Annotated in this window: 15 protein-coding genes and 1 pseudogene; 10 read left to right on the forward strand and 6 right to left on the reverse strand. The window is 64.4% G+C overall.

Translation table 11 applies throughout. The features are described 5' to 3' along the window. Positions 1–96 precede the first annotated feature (96 nt). The 7 genes and pseudogenes from LMT64_RS14300 (at position 97) to LMT64_RS12460 (ending at position 7,744) form a co-directional block, all read left to right on the forward strand. Positions 97–1,102: pseudogene (locus tag LMT64_RS14300) on the forward strand (isochorismate synthase). After that, entirely contained in the window at positions 1,095–2,834 is a 1,740-nt protein-coding gene (locus LMT64_RS12435) for a (2,3-dihydroxybenzoyl)adenylate synthase (RefSeq protein WP_126352421.1), read from the forward strand. The pseudogene LMT64_RS14300 and the gene LMT64_RS12435 overlap by 8 nt, the downstream one beginning before the upstream one ends. Continuing rightward, positions 2,734–3,582: an isochorismatase family protein gene (locus LMT64_RS12440; RefSeq protein WP_126352422.1), complete on the forward strand. Its 849-nt coding sequence runs from the start codon at positions 2,734–2,736 to the stop codon at positions 3,580–3,582. The genes LMT64_RS12435 and LMT64_RS12440 overlap by 101 nt, the downstream gene beginning before the upstream one ends. Then, on the forward strand, positions 3,561–4,841 hold the full coding sequence (locus tag LMT64_RS12445; RefSeq protein WP_229253559.1) for a condensation domain-containing protein: 1,281 nt from the start codon (positions 3,561–3,563) through the stop codon (positions 4,839–4,841). Before LMT64_RS12440 ends, LMT64_RS12445 begins: the two co-directional genes overlap by 22 nt. Next, on the forward strand, positions 4,838–5,599 hold the full coding sequence (locus LMT64_RS12450; RefSeq protein WP_229253560.1) for an SDR family oxidoreductase: 762 nt from the start codon (positions 4,838–4,840) through the stop codon (positions 5,597–5,599). The genes LMT64_RS12445 and LMT64_RS12450 overlap by 4 nt, the downstream gene beginning before the upstream one ends. Positions 5,600–5,802: 203 nt before the next feature. Beyond that, entirely contained in the window at positions 5,803–7,053 is a 1,251-nt protein-coding gene (locus LMT64_RS12455; protein ID WP_229253561.1) for a sugar transferase, read from the forward strand. A 52-nt stretch (positions 7,054–7,105) separates the two neighbouring features. Further along, positions 7,106–7,744 carry a class I SAM-dependent methyltransferase gene (locus LMT64_RS12460; RefSeq protein WP_126352425.1) on the forward strand — a complete coding sequence of 213 codons (639 nt, stop codon included), beginning with the start codon at positions 7,106–7,108 and terminating at the stop codon, positions 7,742–7,744. Between the two features lie 45 nt (positions 7,745–7,789). Here LMT64_RS12460 and LMT64_RS12465 read toward each other — a convergent pair whose 3' ends face one another. Next, a complete protein-coding gene (locus LMT64_RS12465; RefSeq protein WP_126352426.1) occupies positions 7,790–8,044 on the reverse strand; it encodes a DUF2171 domain-containing protein in 255 nt (84 codons plus the stop codon). A gap of 156 nt (positions 8,045–8,200) precedes the next feature. Between LMT64_RS12465 and LMT64_RS12470 the strand changes: the two genes are divergently transcribed. Next, a complete protein-coding gene (locus LMT64_RS12470) occupies positions 8,201–9,907 on the forward strand; it encodes a PhoX family protein (RefSeq protein WP_126352427.1) in 1,707 nt (568 codons plus the stop codon). A gap of 2 nt (positions 9,908–9,909) precedes the next feature. Next, a complete protein-coding gene (locus LMT64_RS12475) occupies positions 9,910–10,206 on the forward strand; it encodes a hypothetical protein (protein ID WP_126352428.1) in 297 nt (98 codons plus the stop codon). A 205-nt stretch (positions 10,207–10,411) separates the two neighbouring features. On the opposite strand, the gene LMT64_RS12480 is transcribed toward LMT64_RS12475, so the two are convergent. From LMT64_RS12480 to LMT64_RS12490, 3 genes are read right to left on the reverse strand one after another with little or no spacing between them, the layout of a single operon-like run. Beyond that, positions 10,412–11,851 carry a glycosyltransferase family 2 protein gene (locus LMT64_RS12480; RefSeq protein WP_126352429.1) on the reverse strand — a complete coding sequence of 480 codons (1,440 nt, stop codon included), beginning with the start codon at positions 11,849–11,851 and terminating at the stop codon, positions 10,412–10,414. After that, on the reverse strand, positions 11,851–13,023 hold the full coding sequence (locus tag LMT64_RS12485; RefSeq protein WP_126352430.1) for a HEAT repeat domain-containing protein: 1,173 nt from the start codon (positions 13,021–13,023) through the stop codon (positions 11,851–11,853). Before LMT64_RS12485 ends, LMT64_RS12480 begins: the two co-directional genes overlap by 1 nt. Beyond that, positions 13,020–15,446 carry a tetratricopeptide repeat protein gene (locus tag LMT64_RS12490; protein ID WP_126352431.1) on the reverse strand — a complete coding sequence of 809 codons (2,427 nt, stop codon included), beginning with the start codon at positions 15,444–15,446 and terminating at the stop codon, positions 13,020–13,022. The genes LMT64_RS12485 and LMT64_RS12490 overlap by 4 nt, the downstream gene beginning before the upstream one ends. A 204-nt stretch (positions 15,447–15,650) precedes the next feature. Here LMT64_RS12490 and LMT64_RS12495 point away from each other — a divergent pair, with 204 nt between their 5' ends. Continuing rightward, positions 15,651–16,259: a thymidine kinase gene (locus LMT64_RS12495; protein ID WP_126352432.1), complete on the forward strand. Its 609-nt coding sequence runs from the start codon at positions 15,651–15,653 to the stop codon at positions 16,257–16,259. Positions 16,260–16,332: 73 nt separating this feature from the next. Here the strand turns inward: LMT64_RS12495 and LMT64_RS12500 are convergent, their stop codons facing one another. Both LMT64_RS12500 and LMT64_RS12505 read right to left on the reverse strand, forming a co-directional pair. After that, complete coding sequence (locus LMT64_RS12500; protein ID WP_126352447.1) at positions 16,333–16,722, reverse strand: 5-carboxymethyl-2-hydroxymuconate Delta-isomerase; 390 nt, start codon at positions 16,720–16,722, stop codon at positions 16,333–16,335. Between the two features lie 106 nt (positions 16,723–16,828). Continuing rightward, positions 16,829–17,617 carry a fumarylacetoacetate hydrolase family protein gene (locus tag LMT64_RS12505; RefSeq protein ID WP_126352433.1) on the reverse strand — a complete coding sequence of 263 codons (789 nt, stop codon included), beginning with the start codon at positions 17,615–17,617 and terminating at the stop codon, positions 16,829–16,831. Positions 17,618–17,722 lie beyond the last annotated feature (105 nt).

The following is a 17,722-nucleotide window of genomic DNA, read 5'->3' on the forward strand; positions in this document are numbered from 1 at the left end:
CCAATGCTCCCGGCAAATTCACTCACTTCGTTCGGACAACGAATGGCGAACAACACGCCATTCTTATGTCAAATGCTCTAGGGAGGCCCTATGGTCATGAAGTTCTGTTCGCCTGAGAGTGAATTTTCCTGTCACTGTGAAGTGGCGGAGTGTGTGGTGTCTCCGGCCAGCGGGCGGTCAGCCCAGGCCCAGGCCCTGCTGCAAACCAGCGGGGCCCCGTGGATTCTGGGGGCACTGCCGTTCAGTCCCCAGGAGGATGGGTATTTCTATGTGCCTGGTCCGGCAGTGCCTTCTGGTGACCTGGACCCCTGCCCTCCGGCTGGCCCGGTCCAGTGGCGCGGCGGCACCAGCGACCAGGACTATCAGGCGCGGGTCGTAGCGGCACTGCGTGAACTCCACAGTGGCCGACTCCGCAAGGTGGTGCTGGCCCGCGAGCTACAGCTTGAGCTGGACCAGCCGGCCGACATGTCCAGGCTACATACCCACCTGTGCCGCACCCACCCCAGCGCGTATGTCTTCACGCTTCCGCTGCCGGATGGTGGATTCTGGACCGGGGCCAGTCCGGAACTGCTGGTCCGGGTCCAGGGCGGACAGCTCAGTCTTCAGCCCCTCGCCGGCACCCGCCGCCGCAAGCGGGACGCCGAGCAAGACGCGCAGGCGGCTCAGGCCCTGCTGGGCAGCGCCAAGGACCGCCACGAACATGCCCTGATGGTGCAGAACATGGCCGACCTCCTGGCGCCACTGTGCCGGAAGCTGGACGTCCCAGCGCGGCCCAGCCTGGTCGGTACCCCGTCCCTGTGGCATTTGGGCACCCGTATCGGTGGGCAACTGCGCCCAGACGTCACGGTGCTGGATGTGCTGGACATCGTGCATCCCACACCCGCGGTCGGCGGAGTGCCGCGCCCAGGGCGACGGCGAATGGGCGCTGGGCATCCGCGCCGCCCAGATTCAGGGCCGTCAGGTGCGGCTGTGGGCCGGAGCAGGCATCGTGGCCGATTCGGACCCAGCTGCGGAATGCGCCGAAACTCGTGCCAAGCTGGGCATCATGCTGGCGGCGCTGGGCGTCCGGCACCCACTGGAACAAGGAGCCGTCCATGCCTGAACACTCCGTGTCTTCCGGGTCTGACTTTACCCCCTGGCCCGCCGAGCGGGCGGCTCTCTACCGCGAGTTGGGCTACTGGCAGGGCCAGACCTTCACCGACTGGCTGTGGGAGCGGGCACAGCGTTATGGTGCCTCCCCCGCCCTGGTCACGGCCGAACGCCAATGGAATTACCGTGACCTGTGGCAGCAAAGTGGCGAGCGGGCGCAGCAGTTCACTGGCCTGGGCCTGCGCCCTGGCGACGCAGCCGTGCTGCACCTACCCAACCATCCGGAATTCTTCTTCAACTTCTTCGGCTTGCTGCTGGCCGGGGTGCGGCCCGTGCTGGCCCTGCCCGCCCACCGGCACCATGAAATCACAGCCTTTGTGCGTCAGACAGAAGCGCAGCTGTACATCGGCCCGGATCAGCCGGTGGGACGCGAGCTACAAGCGCAGCTGGGCAACCTGCCGCTCCCGGTGAGGACGCTGCTTCAGCCGCTGGACCTGGACCGTTCCGCACCCCACCGTTCCGAACTCCAGCGTACCGACCTGGCGGCCATGCCCACCTGGCCCGGCCGCCAGCAGGACCCCGATCAACCCGCCTTTTATCAGCTCTCTGGCGGCAGTACCGGCACCCCCAAGCTGATTCCCCGCACGCACGACGATTACCTCTACTCGGTGCGGGCCAGCGCGGAAATCTGTGCACTGTCGCCGCAGACCGTTTATTTGGCCGCCTTGCCACTGGCCCACAATTTTCTGCTTTCCTCACCCGGCAGCCTGGGCACACTGCATGTGGGCGGGCAGGTGGTGATCGCCCCGCAGCCCGACCCCGGCACCTGTTTCGGTCTGATGGAGCGCTACGGGATCAACATGGTCGCCCTGGTACCCGCGCTGCTGCTGGTCTGGCTGGAGGCGGCGGCGCGGCGCCCGGTCCCGGCCAGTCTGGCGGTGGTGCAGGTCGGCGGCGCACCACTGGCCCCGGAAGTGGCGGCTCAGGTTCCGCAGCAGCTGGGCGCCACCCTGCAACAGGTTTTCGGCATGGCGGAGGGCCTGGTCAACTACACCCGGCTGGACGGCCCCTTGCCGCTGGACACCCAGGGCTTCGCCATCAGTCCCCATGACGAGATCCTGATTGTGGACGATGATGACCAGCCCGTGCCAGACGGCACACCCGGCCATCTGCTCACGCGTGGCCCCTACACCATCTGCGGCTATTTCCGCGCAGACGAACACAACAGCCGGGCCTTTACCCGTGACGGTTTTTACCGCACCGGCGACCTTGTGACCCGGCTGGCCGATGGCTCACTGCGCGTGACCGGACGCAGCAAAGATCAGATCAACCGGGGCGGCGAGAAAATCGCGGCAGAGGAAATCGAGCACGCCCTGCTGGGCGCTCCCGGTGTACACAACGCGGCCCTGATCGGGCGGCCCGATCCACGGCTGGGCGAACGCAGCCTGGCCTGTATTCAGTCTGCCGATCCCGCTGCGCCGCCCAGCCCTGCCGAGTTGCGGCGTTATCTGCTGGACCTCGGCCTGGCCACCTACAAACTGCCGGACCAATTCGAGTTCCTCACCCTGCCGCGCACAGCAGCAGGCAAGGTCAACAAACGGGCGCTGCGCGAACACTTTCACGCACGGCCCACCCAGGAAACCCATGATTCCCAAGATTGCCCCTTACCCCATGCCGGCCCAGTGGCCCGAAAACCGAGTCCACTGGCAGCTGCGTCCCGAGCGGGCCGCGCTGCTGGTCCATGACCTGCAACTCTATTTCCTGAACTATTTCGCGGTGACGCAAATGCCGATCCCGCAGCTGCTGTCCCATACAGCCCAGTTGCTGGACGCCTGCCGCGAGCTGGGCATTCCCGTGTTTTACACGGCCCAGCCCGGCAATCAGTCCCCCAAGGACCGCGCCCTGCTCACCGACATGTGGGGACCAGGCCTGCCGGACGACCCGGCGGCCACGGCCATCCATCCCAGCGTGGCCCCGCAGCCGGGTGAGACGGTGCTGACCAAGTGGCGCTACAGCGCCTTTCAGCGCAGTAATCTGCGCGAGCGTCTGAACGACCAGGGACGTGATCAGCTGATCATCTGCGGGGTCTATGCCCACATCGGCTGCCAGCTGAGCGCGGCTGAGGCCTTTATGCAGGATGTCCAGCCCTTTTTTGTCGCGGACGCCCTGGCAGACTTCAGCGAAGAGGAGCATCTTCAGGCGCTGAACTATGTGGTGGCGCGCTGCGGTGCCGTGATGGGCACTGCCGAAGTCGTCCGTGCCCTGCACAATGGACCCCTGACCCGCGGGGCCCTGCGCGCCGAACTGGCCACCGCACTGAACCTGAGCACCGACGACCTTGATCCAGCGGCCGACCTTCAGGACCTGGGCCTGGACTCCATCCAGCTGATGCTGCTGCTGGAACGCTGGCAGACACGGGGACTGCAGGTCACTTACGGTGATGTGGCCGTTTCTCCTACCCTGGACACCCTGTGGCAGGGTTTGCCGGAATGACGGCGCTGGACCCCGGCTTGCCCCTGACCCAGGCCGCGCTCTGGCAATGGTCGTCCCAGGCTCCCGTGGCCCTGTCCGGCGGGCTGGAACCGGGAGCCGATCCAGCCCACACCGCCGAGCAGTTAACGCTGAGCGGCGCAGTGGATGAGGCAGCGTTTTTCCAGGCGCTGGAGCAGCTCTGGACCGATCTGCCCCAGCTGCGGGCCAGGGTGGCCCTGGGCGCTGACGGACAGGTGCGGCACTGGCTGGGAACACAGCCCGTACAGCAGCCTGAACGCTGGGAAGGCCGTTCTCCCGCTGCGCTGAAGGCCTGGCACAGGCGACCCTACGAGCTGGAAACCGGCGAACTGACCCGGCAGGCCTACTGGACCGACGGGGGCGGGGGACAGCTGAATTACCTGCTGGGCGTACATCACCTGGCGCTGGACGGCTATGGTTACGCCCTGCTGTGGCAACGCCTCGCCGCCGAGTACCGGGCACTGACGCTGGGCCAGCCCCGTCCGGCCGCCTGGGCTGATATCCGGCCGGTGCTGGAGGAAGAAGCGGCCTACCTGGCCTCAGGGGCCTCGGCGCAGGACGCCCGCGCGTTGGAGGCGCTGTATACCTACCGACCCGCCGAACCGGCCCCACTGCTGGAACGCGGTCTGGCGTGGGGCCACCGCGCCAGCGTACAACTTGGCCTAGACACCCGGCGTGAACTGGAAACGCTGGCGCAACAGGCCGGCGTCAACTGGGCCGAATGGCTGCTGGCCCTGCTGGCGCACGACTGGTGGCTTGAGACTGGCGAAGCGGAGCCGCTAACCGGCCTGGCCATGATGAACCGGATGGGTACCCCTGCCGCGGGCGTGCCGCTGATGAGAATGAACATGCTGCCCCTGCCCACTCCTGCGCCCGCCATCCTGGACCCCGCCGACCTCGGACACGCCGCGCGGCAGATTCGCGCCACGTTACAGGAGCTGCGTCCCCATGCCCGTTTCCGCTATGAGGAACTGTGGCAGCGGCTCGGCCAGCGGCGGCTCTTCGGGCTGGAAGTGAACATCATTCCCTTTACCTTGCCGCTGGATTTCGGCCCTGAGGTGCAGGCCTCCGTCCAGAGCCTGATCTCCGGCCCCACCGAGGACCTGGCCTGGACACTCAGCGCGGCCCCAGGGCAAACCCTCAACGTGGTGCTGGAGGGGCATCCGGCGCTGTACAGTCCTGAGGATGTTCAGGCCAGGCTCAGCCGCCTAGAGCAGTGGCTCAGCAGTAGGCGCACATGACCCCGCCGCAATTGGCGCTGACCTTCTCCTGGGGTGGCGCGCTGGTGACCGGGGCCGCCAGCGGGATTGGGCGGGCGACCGCGCAATTGCTGGCGGCGGCGGGTGTGCCGACGGTGGCGGCGGACTGTCAACCCGTCGTCGCTGGCCCCAACCTCTTTCCGCTGCACCTGGACCTGGGACAACCCCAGACGCTGGCAGCAGCCTGGCAAGCGGCGCAGGCTACGTCGCCGCAGCCCCTGCGCTATCTGGTGAATGTGGCCGGGATTTTGCGTTCAGGCAGTGGCGCACAGGTCTCAGAGGCGGACTGGACCGAACTGATTACTGTCAATGCCACGGGCCCACTGCGGCTCAGTCAGCTGGCCGGGGCCGCTCTGGCCGCGCACGGGGGCGGCGTGATCGTCACGGTCACGTCCAATGCGGCGCATATGCCGCGGACCGGGATCGGGGCTTACGGCGCTTCTAAGGCCGCGCTCCACACCCTGATGGGGTCTCTGGCCCTAGAGTTGGCTCCTGCAGGGGTGCGGGTCTGCACCGTATCCCCAGGGTCCACCGCAACACCGATGCAGGCCGCCATGCAAGTACCGCCCCAGCAGGTGATCGCCGGGCAGGCTTCGGATTTCAGACTGGGCATTCCGCTGGGCCGCTTGGCGAATCCCGAAGATGTCGCCCACAGCATTCTTTTTCTGCTGTCCGATCAGGCGCGGCACCTCACTCTCTGTGACCTGCGGGTCGACGGCGGCGCGAGTCTGGGACTTTGACAGCCAGCCTGCGTCCTACTCCACGCCTTTTGACGGCCCACCTGAGACTTTTTGCCGCACAAATGTAATTGCTCGGTGAAGGCTGGGGGCTACCTAAGACACGTCACCGGCCTCTATGCTGGCATTGAGGGAAAAGTTACTTTTATTTTGCTGTATACGACGGCCTTTTCTCAAAAACATCTGCTCAGGACCCCTTTGTGTCATTGCTGAACCCTCCCTTTCCTTTTCCCAGGCGTCATCAGGCCCCACAGCTCACACTGGCGTGGGACCTGTTCTTTTTCGGATTGGTGGTCCTGCTGCTGCTGGTGGCAGCGGGACTGGAATTCATCTCAGTGCCTCCGGCAGCATTCTGGCTGTGGGTGATTGCAGGCGTCTTGGCGCTGGTCATGACCCAGTTGAGCGCCTTTGCCGAGCATGGCTCGGCCTATCTGGTCCCGCTGCTGACCTGGATCATCGCGGCGGCGCTGCTGATCGCCGTGGGGCAGGCACCGCTGATTCTGGCGCTGATTCCGCTGCATCTGGTGTGGCTGGCCGCACGCACAGTGGCGCAACTGACGTTGCAGCGCCGCAGCCCGCCGCTGAAGCTGGGGTTTCTGGACCCCCCCACGCCGGAGCTCAGCGAGGCACTGCACACACAACGCATTCAGCCGGTGATGGTGTCCTCACGTGATCCATCCTCTCTGAGGGGATTGGACGGCCTGGTGGTCCGCAACGAACCCTCGGGCCAGCTGCACCACCGCGTCTTGGAACATGCCCAGCTGATGAAGCTGAGCATCATCCCGGAACGTCTGCTGACCGAGGACCTGACCGGCCGGGTCTCGCTTCAGGCGGTGGACCAGAACTGGGTCACACAAGCCGCGTTTCAGCCCACCTACCTGTTCTGGAAACGGGGACTGGATGTGTTGTTCACGCTGCTGGCCGCTCCTGTACTGCTCCCCCTGATGGCCCTGGTGGCTCTGGTGGTCTATTTCAACAGTGGCCGTCCGATCCTGTTCTGGCAGCAGCGGGTGGGGCAAGACGGCAAGCCGTTTCAGCTGGTCAAGTTCCGGACCATGACCCGTGACTCGGAGCGGGCCGGTCCAGCGTTTGCCAAACAGGGCGACATGCGGATCACGCCGGTCGGGGCGTTTCTGCGCAAGTTCCGGCTGGATGAACTGCCCCAGTTCTGGAACGTGCTGCGCGGCGATATGAGCATTATCGGGCCGCGCCCGGAACAGCTGGCCTTTACCGTGGAATTTGAGGAAAGTATTCCCATGTACACCTCGCGGCACTGGGTGCGCCCAGGCATCACCGGCTGGGCCCAGGTCAATCAGGGCTACACCGACAGCGCGGCCCAGATCACCGAGAAGCTTGAATATGACTTTTATTACGTCAAGCACTGCTCGGCGCCGCTTGATCTGAAGATCGTCTGGAAAACTGTGCTGACCATCCTGACTGGCTTCGGCTCTCGCTAGAGTGGGGGTTGCGTGACGGCATCAGCGAAGCTCAGGCGGCAAAGTGACCCACATGGACCCCTTACCCTCCGAACTCTTCAGGCGCCTTGACGAGACACCTGACGAGCTGTTTTACCGCCAACCGCGCTTCGTGACCCATATTGACCCAGGGGCCATCGCCGCTGTCACGGAGCTGTACCGGGAATTTTTCCCCCCAGGAGGCCGCGTCCTGGACCTAATGAGTTCATGGATCAGCCATCTGCCGCCGGAAGTGCCCTACGCCGAAGTCGTGGGCCTGGGCATGAACCGCGACGAACTGGCGGCCAATCCCCGCCTAAGCCGCTACGTGGTCCACAACCTGAACGCGGACCCGGCGTTGCCCTTTGCAGACGGCAGCTTTGACGCCGCCGGAATCGCTGTCTCTATTGATTACCTGACGGACCCCGTAACCGTGCTGCGGGGCCTGCGCCGAACCCTGACGCCCGGCGCGCCCACCGTGGTGAGCTTTTCTAACCGCTGCTTTCCCACCAAAGCCGTGATGGCCTGGCATCAGCTGGACGATGCCGGGCGGGTCGGTTTGGTCCAGCGCTACTTGGAGCTGGCTGGATTCCTACGGGTTACGGCCTATGACCGCAGCCCAGCCAGTGGAGATCCGCTGTTCGGTGTGGTCGGCTGGACACCGGAAAATCGCCCGGATGAGGCGGCGAGCTAAAAAAAGCTGCCGCCCGCGGGCGGCAGCTTGAGCACAGAACAGATTTCAGTCCCGGTGATGCCCATGTGGGTCTTCGCTGAGCCACTGCTCCTGCACCTCGGCGTGGTTCAGGTTCAGGTGAACATACTCGTCCACATGGTCCACCGTGCTGAGGGGCAGCCAGTGGTGCTGGCCTTCGTCGTCCTTTACCAGCTTGATGTAGTCGCCGTCCAGGTGATCTACCAGGCCGTGGTTCTTGCCCTCGGCACAAAAGACAGGCATGTGCTTGGTGATGCGGTCGCGGTCAGTGGTATTGGTCATGTGAAACCTCCTTAACTGCACCGTACCGCTCAGGACACCGGCAGCAGTGAACTTTGGCCTTGAGGACACCTTGACCTGGCATGCTCCAGACCAACACACCCTCAACCTCAAATGAACTGTGACTTAAGGCTGACAATCCGAGTGAATGCTGTAGGTATGTCAAATCGCACGCAGGAGCCCACCGCGAAGTCTTCTTTCTGGCACGATCTGCTGGACCGCCGCATCACCCGCCGCACCGCCATCGGCACCGCAGCGGCCACTGCGGCGGCTGCCACCCTACCCGTCAGCTTCGCGCAGGCGCAGCAAGGCGGCGTGACCACCGCCAACAACGGTGCGCCCATCGGTGTAGACCCCCGCGACAATGCCCGCTACTACCCGCCCTTCCGCCCGATCGAAGCGAGCCGCGCTGACGATATGACGCTGCCCCCCGGCTTCCGCTACCAGATTCTGGCGCCCTGGGGCGAGGAGTTTACCGAAGACGGCCGCACCATCGGCTTCAACCACGACTTCGTGGGTTACTTCCCGGCTGACATGCTTGAAGGCGGCCACAGCAGCACCGACGCGTACCTGACCATCAACCATGAGTACGTCAACGCGATGTTTCTGGGCACCGAAGAGCGCACCCCCGCCAACATGGAAAAGGAAAAGCGGGCCATGGGCGTGAGCGTGGTGCGTGTACGTCAGCAGGGCGGCAAATGGAGCGTGGTCAAGGATCCCAAGAACCGCGCCGTAGACGGCCTGTACGACATTGAGCTGACCGGGCCGGTGCGCGGCACCGACCACGTGAAGGGCGCCACCATGGTCAAGGGCACCGTGGGCAACTGCTCCGGCGGCCAGACCCCCTGGGGCACCCTGCTGACCTGCGAAGAGAACGTGGACGGCTACACCAAGGCCTGGGACGGCAGTGGCTATGAAGCCATGCACCAGGGCTGGGTCACCGAAATCGACCCTTTTGATCCCGAGTGGACCCCCAAGAAGCGCACTGGCATGGGCCGCTTCCGCCATGAGAACGCCGCCGTGGTCCCCACCGCCGATGGCCGGGTGGCCGTGTACATGGGTGATGACATGCAGGATTCCTGCGTGTACAAGTTCATCAGCCGCGGCACCGTAGGCACCGACCGCAGCGCCAACCGTGACCTGCTGGAAGACGGCGACCTGTACGTCGCCAACTTCGGCAACGGCAGCTGGGTGCTGCTGGACTACGACAAGAATGCCAAACTGCGTGAAGCCAAGAACGGCGACAAGTTGCTGTTCGCTGGCCAGGCCGACGTGCTGGCCGATGCCCGCGCCGCTGCACTGGCCGTGGGCGGCACCCCGGTGGACCGCCCCGAAGACATCGAAGTGCACCCGCTGAATGGTGACGTGTACATTGCCCTGACCAACAATTCCAAGCACGGCAACTACTTCGGACACATCGTCAAGCTGACCGAAAAAGGCCATGACCACAGCGCCGAAACTTTCGGCTGGGATGTATTCGCCTATGGCGGCCCCAGCGCCGGCTTTGCCAGCCCCGACAACTTGGTCTTCGACCCTTACGGCAACCTGTGGATGGTGACGGACAACTCCGATCTGGGCAGCAACCCGATCAAGGACTTCCACGGCAACAACGCCATGTTCTTCTTCCCCACCGAAGGCCCCAACGCCGGCAAGGCCTACCGCTTCGCCGTCGGTCCGGTAGACGCCGAAATGACCGGTCCGGTGTGGTCCCCAGACGGCAAGACGCTGTTCGTGTCCATTCAGCACCCCGGCGAAGACTCCGAGAGCCTGGATCAACTTACCAGCAACTTTGCCGCCGCACCTGGCAGCCGAGTGCCCCGCCCCACCCTGGTCGCCATTTCCGGATTCCCCGGCTGGAAGGCATAAGTATGACCCTGCCTTTTTCGCATGCCGCCCATATCGTGCAGGGCGAGCCACTGCTGATCCACGCCGCCGAGAATTTCCTGGGCGAGCTGTCACGGCAGCGTCCCTGGGTCAAGGCCAGCTACGAGGACACCCTGAACGATCTGGACGACCTGCTGAGTGCCGAGCAGCCCGCCACCCTAGGTGACTATCTGGCGGCAGACCGCACGGAGCTGCAGGCCCGACTGCCCCATGCCCACAATCTGGCAGACGTCCTGGACGACTTTGACGCCTATCTGCGCGAGTGGCGCTGGGTCAGCTGACCCCTGGGTTCCAGAGCGGACCAGCCCTAAACGTAGGGGGTGGTCCGCTCTGCTTTGATACCCTCTGTGCCTAGAGGCTGCTCCCGGAAAACCGGAGAAGCGGACGCACTTCTATGATTTTCCGTGAGCAGACTGGCACAGCTCCGCAGGAGAGCGAGTCGGTAGGAACGCAATCAGGCGGCGCCCCCCATTTTCCGGACAGCTTCTAGCGTGAGCGAACCGGGTCCGCCTCGGACTGGGCTGGCCCGGTGACCGCGCCCTGATCGATGCGGCGGCGCTGCTGCCCGCCCCACTGCCCACGTTTGGCCACCAGGGTCAGTGAGGCCCACAGGCGGATCAGCAAGTTCCACTGGCGGTAACCGAGGTTGTCCAGCAGCGCGTAGCCGAGCAGCAGCAGGCGGTCCCTGGGGCGCCCCAGACGGTGACGCAAAAAGACTTCGATGGCGTGTGAGCTGGAACTGAGCAGGGTGCCGAAGCCCACCGCCAGCAGGAAAAACAGCACCACGAAGGTGGCGTCGTAGCGCTCGGTGACGATCAGGAACACCGCCAGAAACAGGCCGCCCAGTTCAAGCGCCGGAGCCAACGCCTCGAAAAAGATGTGGTAGGGCATCGCCACCATCCCAATGCGCCCATAGCGCGGATTGAACAGCATCCGGCGGTGCAGCCACAGGCTCTCAAGCAACCCACGCTGCCAGCGGTCCCGCTGACGGCGCAGTCCCTGCCAGGTATCCGGTACCTGGGTCCAGCACACTGGGTCAATCACGTACTGGATCGCGTAAGGGCGGCGCTGGTCGCGTGCCCAGCGATGCAGCCGCACGATCAGTTCCATGTCTTCGCCCACCGTCTCCCGGTTGTAGCCGCCCGCCTGCACCACCTCGGCACGGCGAAACAGGCCAAATGCTCCACTGACGATCAAAAGAAGGCCGAAACTGCTCAGGGCAGTGCGGCCGGTGAAGAAGGCCCGCACATATTCCATCACCTGAAAGCGCTCTACCGTGCTGCCTGGCATGGTCATATCAACAACGCGTCCCCCCTGCAGGGTCACGCCGTTCATGGGACGCACCGTGCCGCCCACTGCCAGCAACTCCTCTTGATCGGCAAAGCGGCGGGCCGCCCGCACCAGCGCTTCTTCATCCAGCAGGCTATCGGCATCAATCGAACAGAACAGCGGATATCCCGCGTAGCGCAGTCCGGCATTCAGGGCGTCGGCCTTACCGCCATTTTCCTTGTCGATCACGGTCAGTTGTGGGAAGCGCTGTGAGCGCCAGATCGCCCGAATCGGTTCGGTCTGAAGTGCCACGGCGCTGACCGGCAAGGTTTCCCGCAGATCAAAGTGCTCATGCAGGACCTGCATGGTAGGGTCGGTGGACCCGTCGGAAATCACGATAATCTCAAACTGCGGGTAGCGCAGATTCAGCAGCGCCGAGACGCTGCCCAGGATGGTTTCCTGTTCGTCGTGGGCCGGAACCAGCACCGAAATCGGTTGATGGGCGCCGGCGTTCAGCAAGCTCTCGAAGCGCAGGGACTGATTGCGCCTGACCGTGCGCCGCAGTTCCTGAACCGTGGCGTACAGCCCCACCGCACTCCAGAAATTCAGCAGGGTCAGGTAGGCCAGAAACAGAAATTCGACCGCCGAAAGGGTCATCAGACGGCGACCTCGGTCTGCAGGGCAGCCCGCGCCGTATCCCGCGCAAAAGCGTCTGGATGGCTCAGGGCCTGACGCAGCAACTGCTGACCCTGCAAAGAAATGGCTAGCGCCTGGCCCGCGTTGTGGCGCACCCACCAGTTCGAATCGCCCAGACTGTCCCACAGACTCGCTTCGGGCAGGGGACGCACCCCTGCCAGCGCCTTGACCGCCTGCCCACGTACAAACCACGCGGGATCCTGGGCCAGGGCGTTGAGCTGCTCCAGATCGTTCGGTGCCGTCACATCCAAAGCCACGTACAGCCGCAGGGCCGCCGCCCGCACATCCGGGCTGGGATCACGCAGCAGGTTCAGGGCCAGCGGATAGTGTTCGGCCCTGGGTCCGAGTGCGGCCCCACGTGCCGAGAGCGCACGCAGGGCGGGGCGGGAGTGCCGTGCCAGCTCCTGAATCAGTGGTCCAGCCCGCTTTCCCAGGATGCTCAGTGCTTCGGTGCCTTGCTGCTGGGTCAGCGCCGCACCTTCAAGCACGGGCAGCAATTCCAGGACCGACGCGTCGCCGCGCCGCAGAATACGGGCCGCGCCCAGCAGCGCCAAGCTGGACAGGGCCGTGGGATCACCCCCCGGCGTCACGACATGAGCAGCCCGCAACATGGTCGGCAGGCTATGGGGATCAGCCAGCAGCGCCAGCCTTTCCAGGGCCGCGATGCGCAGGTTGGGATGGGCCCGCGACATGACCATCTCCTCGTCACGCTGGCGCAGCCGCAGCCCCGCATACAGCACCTGAAGCTGCTGGGCTTCACGCTCACCGGCCTGCTCACGCAGCAGCAGTACCTGGTTCTCTCCGGCCTGACTCAGACGGTCCGGCAGGGTGCCGGTGGCCAGGAAATGCTGAATCTTGACCCGGTCCAGCGCTGCCGCCTCATCACGCTGGCGGTCCAGACGCGAGGTGTGGTAGGCGTACAGCATCTGCAAGGTCGCCAGGAACACCAGCACCAGCGTGACACTCGCCAGTGCCAGCAGGGTGACGATCAAGGAACGGTGGACCGCGTTGGCCAGCAAGTTCAGCGCCAGGGCATAGACCAGCCAGGTCACGGTCAGGGTCAGCAGCACGTTCAGGATCAGAATGATCTGAGTCACGGGCAGCAGCAGGGTCCGGCGCCAGACTTGATTCATGGCGCAGGCTCCTGCCAGGCCTGTTTCAGGGCGGCGTAGGCCGGTTTGAGGCGCAGGGCATACTCCGGCTCGGTCCAGGGCTCCCAGGTCCAGCGCCCCTGCCGGCCACCCACCGACAGGCCAATGTCCGCCACAGCCTGGCTGCCGCCTGGCTGATCACCACTCAGGACCCGCCGTTCGCTGGGATCGGTCACACCAATCAGTGTCCAGGGGAGCCGCAGGTGAACACGGGCTCCCGTACGGCAAAAGTCCTGCGTGGCGCGGCGGGCGTTTTCCGGTTCGGTGGGCCCACCCTGGAGCTGCCCCGGCTCGTCCAGCTGCGGCGGATAAACGGTGCCGTCACGCCCGATCCGCCGGGCATTGGGCATGGTCAGGAAGCTGACATAGGGGCCGTCCGCTTCAGGGACCGCCTGCAGGTCAGGCAGATAGTAGACCTGCTCTCCCCCGCCACGCAATTTGAAGGGCTGATAGCCTGCATTGACCGTCAGCCGCCCGGTCTGGTCACCCAGGACAATCTGGAATTCATCGCCCGCAGCGGGGTGGGTGTCCAGTGCCAGAGTGTCGACCCGTGGCGCGCCCGCCAGCTTGAGGCCGCTGGGAAACACCAGATGCAAGTACCGTGCCGTCGCCCAGGCCTGCACCCCTGGTATCCCTGGCACCTCCGGCCAGCGGGCCGTGCCTGGGCCACATAGCGGCACTTCACCGACGGGATCGGCCGCGATCAGACCGTAGTTCTCCTCCGGGTCCATGACATTGTGCCAGCGCACTCCATGATCGGCGGGGCGCTCCAGTTCCTGATACAGCCAGTTGCGCTTGAACCATTCGTCCATCAGCGAAAAGACCGCGCTGCCAGCCAGCCCGGCATCCTCCACCTGACGCACCAAGGCCACGTCTAGCCGGGCCTGCTCCGCCTCACTGTGCCCACCGTGATGGAATCCCTGCGCCTGAAAATGCGCCAGGCCCCGGCTGCTGGGCACGCCCACCTCGGCAATCAGAACTGGCATCTCCCCAAAGTGCTGGCGCAACTCCGCCAGATAGGCGGGATAATTGCCGCTTGGCGACTCACGGTAGGCCGCTTCGTTGTTCATAAAGTCGGGATAGTAGGGATAGGCGTGAAAAGCCGCGAAGGTCCCAGCCCGGTTCTGCGCGGTGGGCTGAATATGGCGGGCGTCCAGCGTCACTTCATCCTCATTGTGTGACAGCCGGGGTGGGCCGGCCCCCACATCCTCACCCCGCTGACGGCGCAGGGCATTTTCCTCGGCTTCGGTGGCTTCGGAGACGTGACGCAGAGGGTCCAGGGTGGGCCAGTTGGTAAAGGCGATGGGGGTTTGCTGATGGTAGCGGCGCATCTGCTCGCGGGCCAGGTGATCCATCACCTCGGCCAGCCAGACTTCCATGGGACTGGCCGCCTGGGTAAGGAAGTATTCACCCTGGTACTGAGCTGCCCCAGCCGCCAGTCTGTTGTAGGCGACCACGCTGTAAGGCTCCCACTCGCGCCCAATCACATAGCCGAGCAGCCAGGGGCTGACGTCCGCGTCGTAGCGGCCACTGGCATGTCCAGGCCAGGAAGGGAGGTCCACGTCACCATGCACCGCGCCCAGCACCCGGTCCATCTCCGCAGTGAATTCCTGCTGAAAGTCGCCCCGGTAGTCGTCCTCCGGGGGCAACTCGGTCCAGACCCCCTGAATCAGGTACAGCGGGGGGCGGCCCGCCTGCTCTGCCTTCAGGTTATGGTCGCGGAGGGCCTGATAAAAGGCGGGCGGCAAAATGGTATAGACCCGCAGTGCATTGGCGTTCATGGCGGCCATCTGCGCGGTCCACTCGGCGTACAGCTGATCCGGCGCAAATTCACCCGGAAAGTGGCCCGGCACTGCCACACCCATGTTCACTGCCCGCACCGTCATGGGTTGGTCCACCCTGGCCAGGCGGTCCCCCTGAACCCTGAACGGCAGCCGAAGTTCCGCTGGGCGGGCCTTGTGCTCACGCGGTCCGAAGACACGCGGCAGATCGGACTGCAACTCCAGAAACTCATCCCGCTTCGGCTCCAGGGCCAGCGCACGGCTGAGGTGCTGCGCGGCCAGTTCGCGGTCCCCATTCGCGCGGGCCACCATGGCCAGACCGTACCAGGCGTCGGCGTACTCCGGCGCCAGAGCCACGGCCTGTTCCAGGTCGGCCCTGGACCCTGGCAAGTTGCCCTGGCGGAAGCGGCTGAGGCCACGCAACACCAAGGCGTCAGGGTCGTCGCGCGTCTCACTGAGAATGGTGGTCAGGATGTCCTCGGCCTGGCCATACCGCCCCGCCTGATATTCCAGTTCGGCCCCCTGAGCCGAGTCGCGCAGCAACCTGGGAGTCAAAGCAATCATGCTGACCAGCGTCAAGCTGACCAGCAGCACGGTCCAGATCAGGTCGCGCGACTGCTTCATGACGTTTAGATTAATGCACCGCCTCGCCGGTTACATGACGCAAATGAGCAGAATGAGAGGATTTGTATCGCCGTGACGGTTGGCTCAACTTTATGGTGGTTTCTTTAGGGATGGGGCAGCGCAACCTCACCTGACAGGAGCGTCCCCAGTCTGTTCCAAGCAGTTCCAGAGGGAGATTTGACTGGGCCGGCGGTATAGTTGCCTGTGCTCAGATCCCCCTATGCCGGAGGCCACCTTGAAGTGATCGTGGGGCCGATGTTCAGTGGCAAAAGTGAAGAACTGATTCGCCGGGTCGGCCGCGCGGTGATTGCCCGTCAGCAGGTGGCCGTCTTCAAGCCGGCGCTGGATAGCCGCTACCACATCAGTGCTGTGGCCAGCCACGCTGGCCGCACCCTGGAAGCCCAGGCCGCTGCCGACACGGACGCCATTCGCCAGGCCCTGAGCGGCGAAGGGTCGCTGCTGAGCGCCCCACCAACTCAGGTCAATGTGGTGGGCATTGATGAGGCTCAATTTTTCGGCCCAGCCCTGATTCCACTTGCCCTTGAACTGGCGGACCGGGGTGTGCGGGTGATCCTGGCCGGGCTGGACCTGGACTTCCGCGGCGAGCCGTTTGGACTGATGCCTGAGCTGCTGGCCCGCGCCGAAAGTGTAGAGAAGTTGACCGCCATCTGCACCGTCTGCGGAGCCCCAGCAACCCGCTCCCAGCGCTTGATCAGCGGACAGCCGGCTCGCTGGAGTGATCCGGTGGTGCTGATCGGAGCCCAGGAAAGCTACGAGGCCCGCTGCCGGGTTCACCATGTGGTGCAGGATTGACGCTAAACGGACGGCGCTGCATTACCAGTGAATACAACGCCGTCTGCCAGAGAACTGAAAGTTGTCGCTGCCCTCAAGCCTTCTTGTAGCGCTGATGGATGTTGTTCTGTTTCCAGGTTCCGGCTTCGCTGAATTCCTGAATTTCCAGCGAGAGGGCCAGGGGACGGTGAGCGAACTCGTCTGCGAAATGACGGCTCAAGGCGGCAAACAGCTGGTCCCCGGTGACCTGCCGGACCTCTTCACTGCGCCCGGCGCCGATCTTGAGGATGACATGCACAAAAGCGTCGTTCGGCTCGGTGCTGTCGGCCACTTCGTACTCACTGAGGCGGTAGGCACGGGCGCGAATCCCACCCACAGGGTAGGTGTTGGCGTGGGCCAGCAGGACGCCGTTCAACTCCCGCAACAGCTCGGGGATGCGCGGCGTATTGATGTTATCGGTGTACTCGACAGTGAGGTGGGGCATATCGGTGCAGAAAGTCATAGGTTGAAGGCGGCTGGCCCCCAAAGAGCCGGAGCCTTGGCAGAAGCAGCGATTGCCTTCTGCCGCCGGTTTGCCGCCTTCTGCCTTCTTACTTCCGCTCTCCTTCTTCGGCGATCAAGGGCTCAGCGCTCTCGTCTTCCAGGGCGACCGGGTTTACCAGGGCACCCAGGCCTTCCACTTCCATGCGCATCACGTCGCCGGGGTGAACATGGCTCACGCCTTTGGGGGTGCCGGTCAGAATCACGTCGCCGGCTTCGAGGGTCATGAAGCGGCTCATGAATTCGATCAGTTCGGGGCCACGGCGGATCATGTCGGACGTGCTGCCTTCCTGGCGTAGTTCGTCGTTCACATATGAGCGGATCGCCAGATCGTAGGGATCTTTGATCTCGTCTTTGGTGACAAAATACGGCCCCATGGGACCGAAGGTATCCCAGCCCTTGGCGCGCATGGGGGGGCGGTAGTAGTTGCTCACGTAGTCGCGCACCACCAGATCGTTGGAGATGGTGTAGCCGCCGATGTAATCCTCGGCGTCCTTTTCCTTGACGCGGCGGGCGTCGCGCCCGATCACGATGGCCAGTTCGCACTCGTAGTGCATGTACTGGGCGCCACGCGGGTAGATCACCGTACCGCCGTGGGGCAGCAAACTGGTGTTGGGCTTGAGGAACATCACAGGTTCTTCAGGCTTCTCGAACCCCAATTCCTTGACGTGATCGCCGTAGTTCAGCGCCAGCGCGATGACTTTGCCGGGTTTGAGAGGCAGCAGGAACTGCACGTCGTCGGGGTTATGGCTCTCACCAGCGGCGTCATACAGCAGGCCGTCTTGGCGCAGTTCGCCGGTCAGGGTGCGGCCACCCACCATAAAGTTTGCGGTTTTCATGTTTTTCTCCTTCTGGCCGGTGCCCAGGAGTCAGGAACACAGCCATATGTTTGAACAAGAGCCAGGGGCAGAGGGCCGAATCGCTCTCTGCCCGCTGCCTCAGGT

The sequence above is a fragment of the Deinococcus radiophilus genome (genome assembly GCF_020889625.1).
GTDB lineage: Bacteria > Deinococcota > Deinococci > Deinococcales > Deinococcaceae > Deinococcus > Deinococcus radiophilus.